This is a genomic window from Rhizobium sp. 01N447_2, assembly GCF_056399245.1.
Genome location: NZ_JBFTQY010000030.1, coordinates 53,236 through 66,746, shown reverse-complemented (window position 1 = coordinate 66,746; position 13,511 = coordinate 53,236). Strand labels below are relative to the sequence as shown.

Annotated in this window: 14 protein-coding genes and 1 tRNA gene; 8 read left to right on the top strand and 7 right to left on the bottom strand. The window is 61.2% G+C overall.

Annotation, left to right across the window (positions count from 1 at the left end; translation table 11 throughout):
• Positions 1 to 224, top strand: a 224-nt coding sequence (locus AC1ECN_RS20815) for an aminotransferase class I/II-fold pyridoxal phosphate-dependent enzyme (protein WP_477953975.1), incomplete at its 5' end; no start/stop codon positions are given.
• A gap of 108 nt (positions 225 to 332) precedes the next feature.
• Here AC1ECN_RS20815 and AC1ECN_RS20810 read toward each other — a convergent pair.
• Entirely contained in the window at positions 333 to 551 is a 219-nt protein-coding gene (locus AC1ECN_RS20810) for a hypothetical protein (protein WP_130662587.1), read from the bottom strand.
• A gap of 128 nt (positions 552 to 679) precedes the next feature.
• Between AC1ECN_RS20810 and AC1ECN_RS20805 the strand changes: the two genes are divergently transcribed.
• Both AC1ECN_RS20805 and AC1ECN_RS20800 read left to right on the top strand, forming a co-directional pair.
• The gene (locus AC1ECN_RS20805; RefSeq protein ID WP_130662859.1) at positions 680 to 1,237 is read left to right on the top strand and encodes a threonine transporter RhtB; all 558 of its coding nucleotides are present in this window, start codon (positions 680 to 682) and stop codon (positions 1,235 to 1,237) included.
• 121 nt (positions 1,238 to 1,358) lie between these two features.
• Entirely contained in the window at positions 1,359 to 1,691 is a 333-nt protein-coding gene (locus tag AC1ECN_RS20800) for an ArsR/SmtB family transcription factor (RefSeq protein WP_130673330.1), read from the top strand.
• 154 nt (positions 1,692 to 1,845) lie between these two features.
• On the opposite strand, the gene AC1ECN_RS20795 is transcribed toward AC1ECN_RS20800, so the two are convergent.
• Positions 1,846 to 1,921, bottom strand: a tRNA-Ala gene (locus AC1ECN_RS20795).
• Positions 1,922 to 2,072: 151 nt separating this feature from the next.
• The gene (locus AC1ECN_RS20790; protein ID WP_017966434.1) at positions 2,073 to 2,456 is read right to left on the bottom strand and encodes a TIGR02300 family protein; all 384 of its coding nucleotides are present in this window, start codon (positions 2,454 to 2,456) and stop codon (positions 2,073 to 2,075) included.
• Positions 2,457 to 2,732: 276 nt separating this feature from the next.
• Here AC1ECN_RS20790 and aroA point away from each other — a divergent pair, with 276 nt between their 5' ends.
• The 3 genes from aroA (at position 2,733) to rpsA (ending at position 6,691) form a co-directional block, all read left to right on the top strand.
• A complete protein-coding gene (aroA, locus tag AC1ECN_RS20785; RefSeq protein ID WP_130673329.1) occupies positions 2,733 to 4,091 on the top strand; it encodes a 3-phosphoshikimate 1-carboxyvinyltransferase in 1,359 nt (452 codons plus the stop codon).
• Positions 4,092 to 4,163: 72 nt separating this feature from the next.
• Complete coding sequence (gene cmk, locus AC1ECN_RS20780; protein WP_130673328.1) at positions 4,164 to 4,811, top strand: (d)CMP kinase; 648 nt, start codon at positions 4,164 to 4,166, stop codon at positions 4,809 to 4,811.
• A gap of 176 nt (positions 4,812 to 4,987) precedes the next feature.
• Complete coding sequence (gene rpsA / locus AC1ECN_RS20775) at positions 4,988 to 6,691, top strand: 30S ribosomal protein S1 (RefSeq protein ID WP_003544285.1); 1,704 nt, start codon at positions 4,988 to 4,990, stop codon at positions 6,689 to 6,691.
• A 76-nt stretch (positions 6,692 to 6,767) separates the two neighbouring features.
• Here rpsA and AC1ECN_RS20770 read toward each other — a convergent pair whose 3' ends face one another.
• From AC1ECN_RS20770 to AC1ECN_RS20760, 3 genes are all read right to left on the bottom strand, one after another.
• Positions 6,768 to 8,309 carry a hypothetical protein gene (locus AC1ECN_RS20770; protein ID WP_130673327.1) on the bottom strand — a complete coding sequence of 514 codons (1,542 nt, stop codon included), beginning with the start codon at positions 8,307 to 8,309 and terminating at the stop codon, positions 6,768 to 6,770.
• Between the two features lie 230 nt (positions 8,310 to 8,539).
• The gene (locus AC1ECN_RS20765; protein WP_024323108.1) at positions 8,540 to 9,166 is read right to left on the bottom strand and encodes a ribonuclease D; all 627 of its coding nucleotides are present in this window, start codon (positions 9,164 to 9,166) and stop codon (positions 8,540 to 8,542) included.
• A gap of 248 nt (positions 9,167 to 9,414) precedes the next feature.
• Positions 9,415 to 10,224 (bottom strand): MerR family transcriptional regulator, encoded by an 810-nt coding sequence (locus tag AC1ECN_RS20760; RefSeq protein ID WP_018068682.1) that lies wholly within the window; start codon positions 10,222 to 10,224, stop codon positions 9,415 to 9,417.
• Between the two features lie 171 nt (positions 10,225 to 10,395).
• Here AC1ECN_RS20760 and AC1ECN_RS20755 point away from each other — a divergent pair, with 171 nt between their 5' ends.
• Together AC1ECN_RS20755 and AC1ECN_RS20750 are read left to right on the top strand one after the other, a co-directional pair.
• Complete coding sequence (locus AC1ECN_RS20755) at positions 10,396 to 11,676, top strand: 4-aminobutyrate--2-oxoglutarate transaminase (protein ID WP_130673326.1); 1,281 nt, start codon at positions 10,396 to 10,398, stop codon at positions 11,674 to 11,676.
• A 66-nt stretch (positions 11,677 to 11,742) separates the two neighbouring features.
• Complete coding sequence (locus AC1ECN_RS20750) at positions 11,743 to 13,224, top strand: NAD-dependent succinate-semialdehyde dehydrogenase (protein ID WP_018068684.1); 1,482 nt, start codon at positions 11,743 to 11,745, stop codon at positions 13,222 to 13,224.
• Between the two features lie 55 nt (positions 13,225 to 13,279).
• Here the strand turns inward: AC1ECN_RS20750 and AC1ECN_RS20745 are convergent, their stop codons facing one another.
• Positions 13,280 to 13,489 carry a SlyX family protein gene (locus AC1ECN_RS20745; RefSeq protein ID WP_011649924.1) on the bottom strand — a complete coding sequence of 70 codons (210 nt, stop codon included), beginning with the start codon at positions 13,487 to 13,489 and terminating at the stop codon, positions 13,280 to 13,282.
• Between the last annotated feature and the right edge of the window lie 22 nt (positions 13,490 to 13,511).

Below are 13,511 nucleotides of genomic sequence, written 5' to 3'. Positions count from 1 at the left end.
CGGTGCTGGTCGGCGATGCGGCCAAGTGCAAGTGGATCTCCGACCTGCTGCTCGACAATTGCGGCGTCTATGTCCAGCCGATCAACTATCCCACCGTGCCGAAGAAGACCGAGCGCCTGCGCATCACGCCGACGCCGCTGCATTCCGATACCGATATCGCCCATCTGGTCGAGGCGCTGCATTCGCTCTGGTCGCGTTGCGCATTGGCGCGGATGGTTGCTTGAGCAAGACCGTCGGCCATCGCATGTTTCATCGCATCTTAGGTGCGATCCCCGCGGCTTCTCTATTGCACACCGTTGCACAAGCCGGGTCTGGGATGGGGATCAAAGCGGCTATTCTTCTTCCAGCAGAAGAGCCGTAGCCAGGTAGCCCATGCTCATCGTGCTGGCAAAGAGATAAATGAACAGCCCCTGCGCAAGGTAATTCTCAAGGGTACCTGCCGCGGAGGTGGAGGACAAAAGACCGTTCTGCCAAACCACGAAGCCCACAGCGCATCCAATTGCAAAGCCCGTGGCCAATCGAGTGAGTATGAAGCTGATCATGCGAGGCATGGCGGCACCTCAGAGCTAACTCACTGTAACGGCCAAGCTACGAGAATGTTCCGGCTGCAAAATGATCTTTGTCAACGACAGAGGAGGCCGGCCATGCAAAAAGCGGACGGAAAAGAGGGACTGAAGCAGTGCATCTCCTAGCTTTCGCAGCCGGCGTTTTTGCGCTTCTCATTTTGCCTGGGCCGACCAACGCGATATTGGCGATGGCATCTCAGGGTCTGACCGCCGGGCGCGCGATCATGCTGCTTGGTACTGTTGTGTCCGCCTATCTGGCCATTGTCGTTCCGGCTTCCGGCCTGGCCGGTCCCCTTCTCCACCAGCACCCTCTGGCCGCGCAAAGCGTCAAGCTTGCTTCCGCAACCTGGGTGTTCTACCTCGCGCTTCGGCTCTGGGGTGCCGGATCCGGTCCCGCCGAGATTGTGACAGTACGGCAGTTGGCAATCACGACGCTGTTGAATCCCAAGGCGCTTATCATCGGGTTTACGATGATGCCTTCCGCGCAGGATATGTCTGCAATGGCCGCCATCGTGACCCTCGCCTTCGTCGTCCTGCTCGTATCGTCGATCTGGCTGTCGACAGGCAGAATTGTTCTGGGAAGCGAAAAACAAATGCCGTTGCTGGCTCGGCGATGCGGATCCGCTACTCTCCTGCTGTTCTCCGCCGTGCTGACCTTCAGCGCCTTTTGACAGGCACCAAGGACGCGGCGAATGCCTGATGGCGCAAGCTTCTCATTGAGAAATTTGCCTTAGGTCAATGAGCAAGTCTCCCCCGCCGCTAACATGCATCAGTGTTCAGAGGAGATATGCAATGCTCGCGAATGACGGAGAACTGGCGGACTATTTTTCCGCACTGGCAAATGCCAGCCGTCTATCCGTGCTGCGTAGGCTGGCTAACGGCGAAATCTCGGCCAAGGAACTTGCCACTAGTGTCGGGCTTAGCCAGTCGGCATTATCGCACCATCTGAACGTGCTGAAACGCCAGCAGGTCGTCAAGGCGCGCCGCGAAGCTCAGACGATCTATTATTCGCTCGCCAGCCATCGAAGCGAGAAAGCCGTCTCTCTTCTCAACGGCATATTGTTTCCCGACGGACTGCAGATGTCGAAGTTCGGCTTCTCGGACTTCAGCCCCGAGGCCGCGTGAAGATCGACGATCGGCCGGAGCCTCTATCCTGCTTAGGTGGCCTGCCGCAGCCTAGCTGTCAGATCCCACAGTGCGATGGTGCGATCAATTCAGCCGGATGGAGGAACCACTATGGGCCAGGTTTTACGTAGCAGACCGGTTGGCAAAAAGAGTTTGGTGGAGCTAAGCGGGATCGAACCGCTGACCTCTTGCATGCCATGCAAGCGCTCTCCCAGCTGAGCTATAGCCCCATCAAGGTGGTCCGGTTCATGGCCGGTCCTGGGATACTCGTAAGGCACGTGCCCTGCGGAGTGGCGGCTTATTACTTCCGGTTTCCGGAGATAGCAAGCCTAAAAAAATGCGGCCCGGAGAATTTTTTCCTCGCCGGGCCGAAATGCGGTCTCAGACTTCGTCTTCGTCGCCGGTCACGCCGATGATATCGCTCATGTCGTCATCATCGTCATCTTCGTCGGGTGTGAGGAAGGTATCATCGTCGTCATCGCCTTCGATTTCGACATCGTCGTCGCCGATATCGGGAATGTCGTCGCCGCCGGCGGCGTCATCGGCATCTTCCAGCGAAACCAGTTCGACTTCGGTGTTTTCAGTATCGACTTCCGCGACCTCGTCTTCCTCGGCAACTTCGGCGATCGCCGAGGTTTCTTCGAAGAAGGACAAAGGGTAGGACTTGCCGGTATAAGGAGAGACGATCGGATCCCGGTTCAGATCATAAAACTTCTTGCCGGTTTCCGGATCGGTACGCTTGGTTCCAAGTTCCGCTTTCGCCACTATAAGCCTCGTGTGAATAGCCGAATATGAGATTCGGCAGATGCCGTTCAAGCCGGCGTTCCATCGGAATTTATAAGCCGGTCCCCTTAATCGCTGTGGCTTCCCATGTCAAAGCCAAACTTTGCGATCCGAGCGCCGGGTTTTTGGCGAGCCGACGGATGACCGCCCGGTGCGTTTATGTTAACGAGCCCCAACAGCTGCAGAAGCGGACGGGAATTGCGACCGGCCAAGCCTGCCTTGCGGCAAAAATAGACTGCGTTTGCAAAGGATTACGCCATGCTGCACGGCTCTGCGCCCAGGCCCGCCACCGCCCGCAAATCCGCCAGTCTTACAGGCAGCGTCTGCATTCCGGGCGACAAGTCGATCTCGCATCGTTCCTTCATGTTCGGCGGGCTTGCTTCCGGCGAAACGCGGATCACCGGCCTGCTCGAGAGTGAGGACGTGATCAATACCGGCCGGGCAATGCAGGCGATGGGCGCCAGGATCCGCAAGGAGGGTGCGCAATGGGTGATCGAGGGCACCGGCAATGGTGCGCTGCTTGCGCCTGACGCGCCGCTCGATTTTGGCAATGCCGGCACCGGCGTGCGGCTGACCATGGGCCTCGTCGGCACCTACGACTTTCACTCCACCTTCACAGGCGACGCCTCGCTTTCGAAACGGCCGATGGGCCGTGTGCTCGCTCCGCTGCGCGAAATGGGCGTGCAGGTCAGCGCATCCGAAGGCGACAGGCTGCCGGTGACGCTCAGAGGCCCGGGAACGCCGAGCCCGATCCGCTATCGGGTGCCGATGGCATCCGCCCAGGTGAAATCGGCCGTGCTGCTTGCCGGTCTCAATACGCCTGGAGTCACCACGGTCATCGAGCCGGTGATGACGCGCGACCATACCGAAAAGATGCTGCAGGGTTTTGGCGCCGCCCTTTCCGTCGAGACGGGCGGGGATGGCGTCCGCACGATCCGGCTCGAAGGCCGCGGCAAGCTGGCGGGCCAGGTGATCGACGTTCCCGGCGATCCCTCCTCCACCGCCTTCCCGCTGGTTGCGGCGCTGATTGTTCCCGGCTCCGACATCACCATCGTCAACGTGCTGATGAACCCGACCCGCACGGGGCTGATCCTGACGCTGCAGGAGATGGGCGCTGATATCGAGGTGGTGAATGCACGTCTTGCCGGCGGCGAGGACGTGGCGGATCTGCGCGTGCGCCATTCCGAGCTCAAGGGCGTCGGCGTTCCCGAAGATCGGGCGCCGTCGATGATCGACGAATATCCTATTCTGGCCATCGCTGCCTGTTTCGCCGAGGGCGCGACGGTCATGAAGGGGCTGGAGGAACTGCGCGTCAAGGAGTCCGATCGTCTTTCCGCCGTCGCCGACGGGCTGAAGCTGAATGGCGTCGACTGCGACGAGGGCGAGGATTTTCTCATCGTGCGCGGCCGGCCAGACGGCAAGGGCCTCGGCAACGCCGCTGGCGGCCAAGTCCGGACGCATCTCGACCATCGCATCGCCATGAGTTTCCTTGTCCTGGGGCTTGCCTCGGAACATGCTGTGACGATCGACGACGCGGCGATGATCGCGACCAGTTTTCCGGAATTCATGCAGCTGATGACCGGCCTTGGAGCGAAGATCGAGCTGGTGGCGGAATGATGTGCCAGCTGCCGCATGTCCGCAAAGACGAACTCATTCGCCGTTTCGGCGTGCTGCCGCAGGATTGATCATATGACAAACGAGACCTTCACCATCGCCATCGATGGCCCGGCGGCGGCCGGCAAGGGCACGCTTTCACGCCGCATCGCCGACCAATACGGCTTCCATCATCTGGATACCGGCCTGACCTATCGCGCCACGGCCAAGGCGCTGCTCGATGCCGGCCTGCCGCTCGATGACGAGGCGGTGGCGGAAAAGATCGCAAGAGAGGTTGAACTCGCTGGATTGGATCGCGATATACTTTCCAAACATGAGATCGGCGAAGCCGCATCGAGGATTGCCGTGATGCCGGCGGTGCGCCGGGCGCTGGTCGAGGCGCAGCGACGGTTTTCGACGAATGCACCGGGAACGGTGCTCGATGGGCGCGATATCGGCACGGTCGTCTGCCCGAATGCGGCGGTGAAATTCTATGTAACGGCGTCGCCGGAAGTCCGCGCAAGACGCCGTTATGACGAGATCCTCGGCAAAGGCCTGACGGCGGATTTCGATGCGATCTTCGAGGACGTCAAGCGGCGCGACGAACGCGACATGGGACGGGCCGACAGCCCTTTGAAACCAGCTGATGATGCGCACTTGCTTGATACGTCGGAAATGAGTATAGAGGCCGCGTTTCAAGCTGCTCAATCGATCATCGATGCGGTCTTGAGCCGAAATGCCTAAATTCAAGCGATTTTGCGTGCTCTGAGCATGGATCGCTTCTAATACAGCAAGCCTGAAATTCCGTCCAAGCGCCGGATTGCCTTCGTAAGAGAGGGCGGACTGGGTTCAGGCCCGTTCAACGCAAACCAACCGGCGCATACGTGTCCGCTTCCGTTTCAGGACACGCAGGAGATTTTATGTCAGTAGCTACCCCCTCCCGCGAGGATTTCGCGGCTCTTCTCGAAGAGTCCTTTGCCAAGAACGACCTGGCCGAAGGCTATGTCACCAAGGGCATCGTCACGGGCATCGAGAAGGACGTCGCCGTTGTCGACGTCGGCCTGAAGGTTGAAGGCCGCATCGCGCTCAAGGAATTCGGCGCGCGCGCCAAGGACGGCCTGTTGAAGGTCGGCGACGAAGTCGAAGTTTATGTCGAGCGCATCGAAAACGCGCTTGGCGAAGCCGTTCTGTCGCGCGAGAAGGCTCGCCGCGAAGAAAGCTGGGTCAAGCTCGAAGCCAAGTTCGAAGCTGGCGAGCGCGTCGAAGGCGTGATCTTCAACCAGGTCAAGGGCGGCTTCACGGTCGACCTCGACGGTGCGATCGCCTTCCTGCCGCGTTCTCAGGTCGATATTCGCCCGATCCGCGACGTGACCCCGCTGATGCACAATCCGCAGCCCTTCGAAATCCTCAAGATGGACAAGCGCCGCGGCAACATCGTGGTTTCGCGCCGTACGGTTCTGGAAGAATCCCGTGCCGAGCAGCGTTCTGAAATCGTTCAGAACCTCGAAGAAGGCCAGGTTGTTGACGGCGTCGTCAAGAACATCACCGATTACGGTGCGTTCGTTGACCTCGGCGGCATCGACGGCCTGCTGCACGTCACCGACATGGCATGGCGCCGTGTGAACCATCCGTCGGAAATCCTGAACATCGGCCAGCAGGTCAAGGTTCAGATCATCCGCATCAACCAGGAAACCCACCGTATCTCGCTCGGCATGAAGCAGCTCGAGAGCGATCCGTGGGATGGCATCCAGGCCAAGTATCCGGAAGGCAAGAAGATTTCCGGTACCGTTACGAATATCACCGACTACGGTGCATTCGTCGAGCTGGAGCCGGGCATCGAAGGCCTGATCCACATCTCGGAAATGTCCTGGACCAAGAAGAACGTTCACCCCGGCAAGATCCTGTCCACGAGCCAGGAAGTCGAAGTCGTCGTTCTCGAAGTCGATCCGTCCAAGCGCCGTATTTCGCTCGGCCTCAAGCAGACGCTGGAAAATCCGTGGGCAGCATTCGCCCGCAGCCATCCGGCCGGCACTGAAGTCGAAGGCGAAGTCAAGAATAAGACCGAATTCGGCCTGTTCATCGGCCTCGACGGCGATGTTGACGGCATGGTGCACCTCTCCGACCTCGACTGGAACCGTCCAGGCGAACAGGTCATCGAGGAGTTCAACAAGGGTGACGTCGTCAAGGCCGTCGTTCTCGACGTTGATGTCGAGAAGGAACGCATCTCGCTCGGCATCAAGCAGCTCGGCAAGGATGCAGTCGGCGACGCCGCTGCTTCTGGCGACCTGCGCAAGAATGCAGTCGTTTCCTGCGAAGTCATCGCGGTCAACGACGGCGGTGTCGAAGTGAAGCTCGTCAACCACGAAGACATCACTTCCTTCATCCGTCGCGCCGATCTCGCTCGCGACCGCGACGAGCAGCGCCCTGAGCGCTTCTCGGTCGGCCAGGTGTTCGACGCCCGCGTCACCAACTTCTCCAAGAAGGACCGTAAGATCATGCTGTCCATCAAGGCTCTGGAGATTGCGGAAGAGAAGGAAGCCGTCGCCCAGTTCGGTTCGTCCGACAGCGGCGCTTCGCTCGGCGACATCCTGGGCGCTGCCCTGAAGAACCGCGGCGGCGAATAAGCCTCGCATCCGCCTTTGAATTGAAGAACCCGCCGGAGCGATCCGGCGGGTTCTTCATTTTCAGGCGATGAAAATGTTATTCCCAACCGACCATGCGCTGATAGAGCGCGTAGACCGGGTCATCGTCCGGGCGACCTGGCTGATAAGCCGACGGTTCGGCATCAATCATCCTCGGCATCCTGCGCTCGGGTGCCGCATCGGTCGTTTCGGCATCGGGCTCGGCATCCTCGCCACCGGACTGTGCCTGTTGCTGATCCTCGGACCCATCGTCGCGTTGGTGCTGATGCTGGTGGTGCGTTTCGCCTGCCTTCTCGTTCGACGGTGTATCCTTGGCGAATTGGTAGGGCAGCGGGCTATAGGCAAATCCCTCCGGCATCCTTGCCGCCAGCGGCAGATAGGAAGCCTCGGCCGTCTCGGGTATCGGCATCATCTGCGGTTGCGCGGATTCTTTCGGCTGACGGGCTGCCGCCGCCGCGGCCTCATCCATCTGCGGTGGGCGGAGTGCTGCAGATTGGCGGGGATCGGGTGCGGTGAATTCGACCGGCTGCCTGGTCAAAGTTTCGGTCGCATCGCTGATGACGGCGTCATCGAGGATCGTATCGATCTCCACTGCCGCCTCGACGGGAACATCTTCCAGCGCGGTTTCGATGTCCTGCTCGCGGATGATGGTGGCGATCATCTCGGAGACTTCTTCGGTCATGGAGGCGACAATTCCTGCCCAGTTCCTGGGAATGACAGGATCGACCTTTTCCGACATCGCGCGGGGTTGAATGGCGGCCGGCTCCGGCGTTTCCGGCGTATCGTCGGCCGCTGCGGCTTCCGGCGGCAACGGTTGCCCGGCTTCGATCTCCTGCGGCGCAGATTTTTCCGGGGTGATCTCCCTTGCCGTCGCCGGGGCGGATTGAGCCCGGTTCTCAGCCTTCGGCGCTTCCGGATCGGCAGCTTCCACGGCTTCGGTGATGACCGCTTCTTCGACGGTCGCCAAAGCTGCGGCCTCGATCAGCGAATCGGCTGACGCAGGCGCCGTGTCTGCCGGCTGACGCATGGCGGCAGGCAGCCTGTCCTCATGCAGCCGGATCTCGGGGCGAGCTTCGGCGCGCATCGGCGATGCATCGTTCTGGCCATAGGAGCGGACGACGGCGTGGGCGGCGAGATCGCGATCCTTATAGCGGACAATCTCCAGATAGGCGACGACGCGGGCGGCTTCAGGGCCTGTCGGGTTCTTCAGGGCCTCGGCGATCGTCCGGAGCGGCACGCTATGCCCATTCTCGGTGAGCTGGCGCTCGACCTCGTCGATCCTGGCGGTTGGCAGCCGCCGGATGGCATCGGCGAGCCGAGAGGCGAAGGCAAGATTGCTCTCGTCCTCGCCACGATCCAGTGAGATCGAGCGGCCTGCCGCATCGATGACATCGAAAAGGGCTTCGACCATGCGCTCACGCGCCGCAAGGAGCAGAATATTGAGCTTGCCGGCAATGGCGGAATTGAGGTCTGCGGCTTCGACGGCGTTGACAGGCGCGGGGGCAATCACCGAGTGGCCGAGACCACTGGCGACGATCGCCGCTGTCTGACCCTGGGACGAAAAGCTTGCATTGGACGCTGCACGAACGGGAGTCAACATGGCATGCTCCTTTCGTAAAGTGACGATGAAAGCAGGCTCTAGAAAAGGACCGCGCTCATCCGGTCCCCTTGCATCCCAGCAGATCCTCCTGTCCGCATGACGCAGTTCCGGCGTCATCGAATGCATAAAAATTAACAGGAATATTAATAAACAGGCGTTAATGAATCGCTAACGGCCGCGGACAAGTCTGCCGCCCGGTTATTGGCAAACGCAGAATGAAAGCAATTCGCTCAGCTATGGGCGAAGATATCGGCCTCTTCCCAGCCGAGCAGGTCGAGCTTGGCGCGGGTCGGCAGGAATTCGAAGCAGGCCGTCGCATGATCATAGCGGCCGTCGCGGATCAGCCGTTCCGTCAGCTTGTCGCGCAACGCATGCAGATAAAGCACATCGGAGGCGGCATATTCGAGCTGGGCCGGGGACAGCGTCTCGGCTGCCCAATCGGAGGATTGCTGGGCCTTGGAGACATCGACGTCGAGCATCTCCTTGAGATTGTCCTTGAGACCATGGCGATCCGTGTAGGTCCGGATCAGGCGCGAGGCGATCTTGGTGCAGAAAACCGGTGTCGTCGTGACGCCGAAGGTATGGAAGAGCACGGCAATATCGAAGCGGCCGTAATGAAAGATCTTCTGATGGGTCGGGTCTTCGAGCAGTGCGACAAGATTGGGCGCCTGCTTCTGGCCGGCGGCGATGCGGATGATATCGGCGGTGCCGTTACCCGGCGAAAGCTGGACGACGCAGAGCCGGTCGCGGCGCGGCACCAGGCCGAGCGTTTCGGTGTCGATCGCAATCGCGCCGGTGTAGCGGGCGGCATCGGCCGCGGAAATATCGCCTTCGTGATAACGTATGGTCGCTGCCATGAGACTGTCTTTCGTTCGATGCATCCCCTACAGCGCCGCGCGTCTTTTCGAGAGCCGCAAAGGACGCTGTAGCACTTTGAATGGCTGCATAATTTTATCCTTGAGTCGATCCCGATTTAAGGAATTATGCAGCGCTATAGCGCAAAGGCGCAGAGTGCGAAACCGCTTTCCTGCCGCTAGAGCGCCGTGCGTCCTCTTGGACGCACATAGGACGCTCTCCCTCTTTTATTTCCGCATTGTGCAGCCATTCAGAATGTCGGCGGCGTGTTGATCCAGAGAAGCACGGTTTCGCCATCGTGGCGGTTGCGCCAGGAATGGTCGCGGCGGCTTTCGAAATAAAGTGAATCGCCGGGACCGAGGTCGAAGAACTGATCGCTGTCGAGCACCAGTTCGAGCCGGCCGGACAGAACATGCATGAATTCCTCGCCCTCGTGGCGATAGGCGCCTTCGCTAGCAGCCCCCGGCGCCAGCACGAAACGATGACAGTCCATCATGCGGCGGCCTTCGGCAAGGAGCTGCACCGCGACACCCGGCGTTGTTTCCGGCCACTTGCGCCATTCGCCGGCGCGCACCAGCGCCGGCACGTCCCCGCTTTCCTCACCGGAGAGGCGGGAGACGGTGGTGCCGTAATATTCGGCGAGATCGTGCAGCGTCTTGAAACTGACGCCCTGCGAGGTGCGTTCCAGCGTCGAGAGCGTCGAAGAGCTGACGCCGATGTCGCCGGCCACCTGATCGAGCGTCTTGCCGCTCGCATGGCGCAGGCTGCGCAGCTTGCGGCCGAGGCCGCCATCCTGGCTTGCCTCGGCGCCATCGGCGGAAGGCTCCTCGCTCTCCAGCGCCTCGCGGATTGCCGCGGGATTGAGGCCACGCTCGACACGATACCAGGAGATGCGCTTCAACCGCGCCACATCGTCGGCGCTGTATTGCCGATGACCGGTTTGCGAACGGCCGGGAACCACCAGACCCTGGCTTTCCCAGAGGCGCAGCGTCGAGGCCGAAACGCCCGCCAGCCGCGCGGCTTCCGCCACCTTGTAGCGTACAGGCCCATTATCGTTCATTCGAAACTATCCCCGATTCCAATCGCCCCAGAGCCTTCATCAAAAAGCGTGATGCTTGAAGCAAAAAATGCCGCTTGATTTCTTGCAGGAAAAATGTAGGAACTTTCTACACATCTTGCAGAACTTATGCAAGATAGTTCTGAAGCCCCTTTTCAGCGCAGGAGCGCATCGATGAACGCGACAAGCCTTACGGACCGGAAGAACGCAGCTATTTCACGCGGCGTCGGCATGACGACCCAGATCTATGCGGATCGCGCAGAGAATGCGGAGATCTGGGACAAGGCGGGCCGCCGCTACATCGATTTCGCCGCCGGCATCGCCGTTCTCAACACCGGCCACCGCCATCCCCGGGTCATCGCAGCGGTCAAGGATCAGCTCGACCGCTTCACCCATACCTGCCATCAGGTGGTGCCCTATGAAAGCTACGTACACCTTGCCGAACGGCTGAACGTGCTGGTGCCTGGTGATTTCGAGAAGAAGACGATCTTCGTCACGACGGGCGCCGAAGCGGTTGAGAACGCCGTCAAGATCGCGCGCGCCGCAACCGGCCGCTCGGCCGTCATCGCCTTTGGCGGCGGCTTCCATGGCCGCACCTTCATGGGCATGGCGCTGACCGGCAAGGTCGTGCCCTACAAGGTCGGCTTCGGCGCGATGCCGGGCGACGTGTTCCACGTTCCCTTCCCGATCGAGCTGCACGGCGTCACCGCCGACCAGTCGCTGGCGGCGCTGAAGAAGCTCTTCGCCGCCGACGTCGATCCGCAGCGCGTTGCCGCCATCATCATCGAGCCGGTACAGGGCGAAGGCGGGTTCTACTCCGCACCCGTCGCCTTCATGAAGGCGCTGCGCGAACTCTGCGACCAGCACGGCATCCTGCTGATCGCCGACGAGGTGCAGACCGGTTTTGCCCGCACCGGCAAACTGTTCGCGATGGATCATCATGAGGTGGCGCCCGACCTGACGACGATGGCAAAGAGCCTGGCCGGCGGCTTTCCGCTCGCCGCCGTCACCGGCCGCGCCGCGATCATGGATGCGCCGGGACCGGGCGGGCTCGGCGGCACCTATGGCGGCAATCCGCTCGGGATCGCGGCCGCCCATGCCGTGCTCGACGTCATTGTCGATGAGGATCTCTGCAACCGCGCCAACCAGCTTGGCGGACGGCTGAAGCAGCGGCTGGAATCGTTGCGCGAGACGGTGCCCGAGATCGTCGATATCCGCGGACCGGGCTTCATGAACGCCGTCGAATTCAACGACCGGACGACGGGACTGCCGAGTGCGGAATTCGCCAACCGGGTGCGGCTGATCGCGCTCGACAAGGGCCTGATCCTGCTCACCTGTGGCGTCCATGGAAACGTCATCCGCTTTCTTGCACCGATCACCATCCAGGACGAGATCCTCGGCGAAGCGCTCGATATTCTCGAAGCCTCGATGCTGGAGGCGAGCGCGGCCAAGTGACCGCACCGAAACCGGATTTCAATGGCTGCCGGCAACTGGCAGCCACACTCCCAAGGAGGATATGACATGGCTTTCACCACCGCACTGACCAAGCACGTTCCCTTCTCCTCGCCGTTTCTGCGCGATGCCGGCTATATCGACGGCGTCTGGACATCAGGCGATGCCACGAGGACTTTCGACGTGCTGAACCCGGCAACCGGCGAGTTGCTCGCCTCGCTGCCCGATATGGGTGCGGCAGAGACGCGGGCGGCGATCGATGCAGCCCATGCCGCCCAGCCGGGCTGGGCTGCCCGTCCGGCCAAGGAGCGTAGCGCGATCCTGCGCAAATGGTTCGACCTGATGGTCGTCAATGCCGACGAACTCGCCGCGATCCTGACCGCCGAAATGGGCAAGCCGTTCCCGGAAGCGCGCGGCGAGATCCTTTATGCCGCGGCCTATATCGAATGGTATGCGGAAGAAGCCAAGCGCATCTATGGCGAGACGATCCCCGCGCCTTCCGACGATAAACGGATGATCGTCATCAGACAGCCGGTCGGCGTCGTCGGCACGATCACGCCGTGGAATTTCCCGGCGGCGATGATCACCCGCAAGATCGCCCCGGCGCTTGCCGTCGGCTGCACCGTGGTCTCGAAGCCAGCCGAACAGACGCCGCTGACGGCGATCGCGCTTGCGGTGCTCGCCGAGCAGGCCGGCATTCCGGCCGGCGTCTTCAACGTCATCGTCGGGGTCGACGGTCCGGCGATCGGCCGCGAGCTCTGCGGCAACGAAAAGGTGCGCAAGATCAGCTTCACCGGCTCGACGGAGGTCGGCCGCATCCTGATGCGGCAGTGCGCCGACCAGATCAAGAAGGTGAGCCTGGAGCTTGGCGGCAACGCCCCCTTCATCGTCTTCGACGATGCCAATCTCGACGATGCCGTCGAAGGCGCGATCGTCTCCAAATACCGCAATGCCGGCCAGACCTGCGTCTGCGCCAACCGCCTCTACGTCCAGTCGAACATCTATGACGCCTTCGCCGCCAAGCTTGCCGCCAAGGTCGCCGAGATGTCGGTCGGCGACGGCTTCAAGCCGGGTGTCGTGATCGGGCCGCTGATCGACGAGCAAGGCCTTGCCAAGGTGGAGGACCATGTCAGCGACGCGCTTGCCAAGGGCGCCAAGGTATTGACCGGCGGCAAGCGCATCGACGGTGCCGGCACCTTCTTCACGCCGACAGTCCTGACAGGCGTTGCGCGCGGCATGAAGGTGGCGCGCGAGGAGACCTTCGGGCCGGTGGCGCCGCTCTTTCGCTTCGAGACCGTCGAGGATGTCATTGCCCAAGCCAATGATACGGAATTCGGTCTTGCCGCCTATTTCTATGCCGGCGATCTGAAGAAGGTCTGGCGGGTGGCGGAAGCGCTGGAGTACGGCATGATCGGCATCAATACCGGCCTGATGTCGTCCGAGACGGCACCCTTCGGCGGCATCAAGCAATCCGGCCTTGGCCGCGAAGGCTCGCGCCACGGCGCCGACGACTATCTGGAAATGAAATATCTCTGCATCGGCGGAGTTTGATCCGCCGCCTCATGGCGCAAGATACTAACGACACGTGGCATTGCACCGCGTGTCGTCAATAATGCGGCGGGCGGGTGATCGCTGGCGCGTCCAGCGACTGCTCCTCCAGCGACAGGAAGCGTTCGGTCAGCCGGTCGAGCTTGGTGCGCATCTGCTCGACGGTCTTCCATTGCTCGGCGAGCTGATCGGAAAGCTCTTCGATCGTCTTTGCCTGGTGGGCCAGCATTTCCTCCAGCCGGGTGATGTGGTTCGTCTCGTCGGACATTAGAGCCTTTCCGGGTTAGATT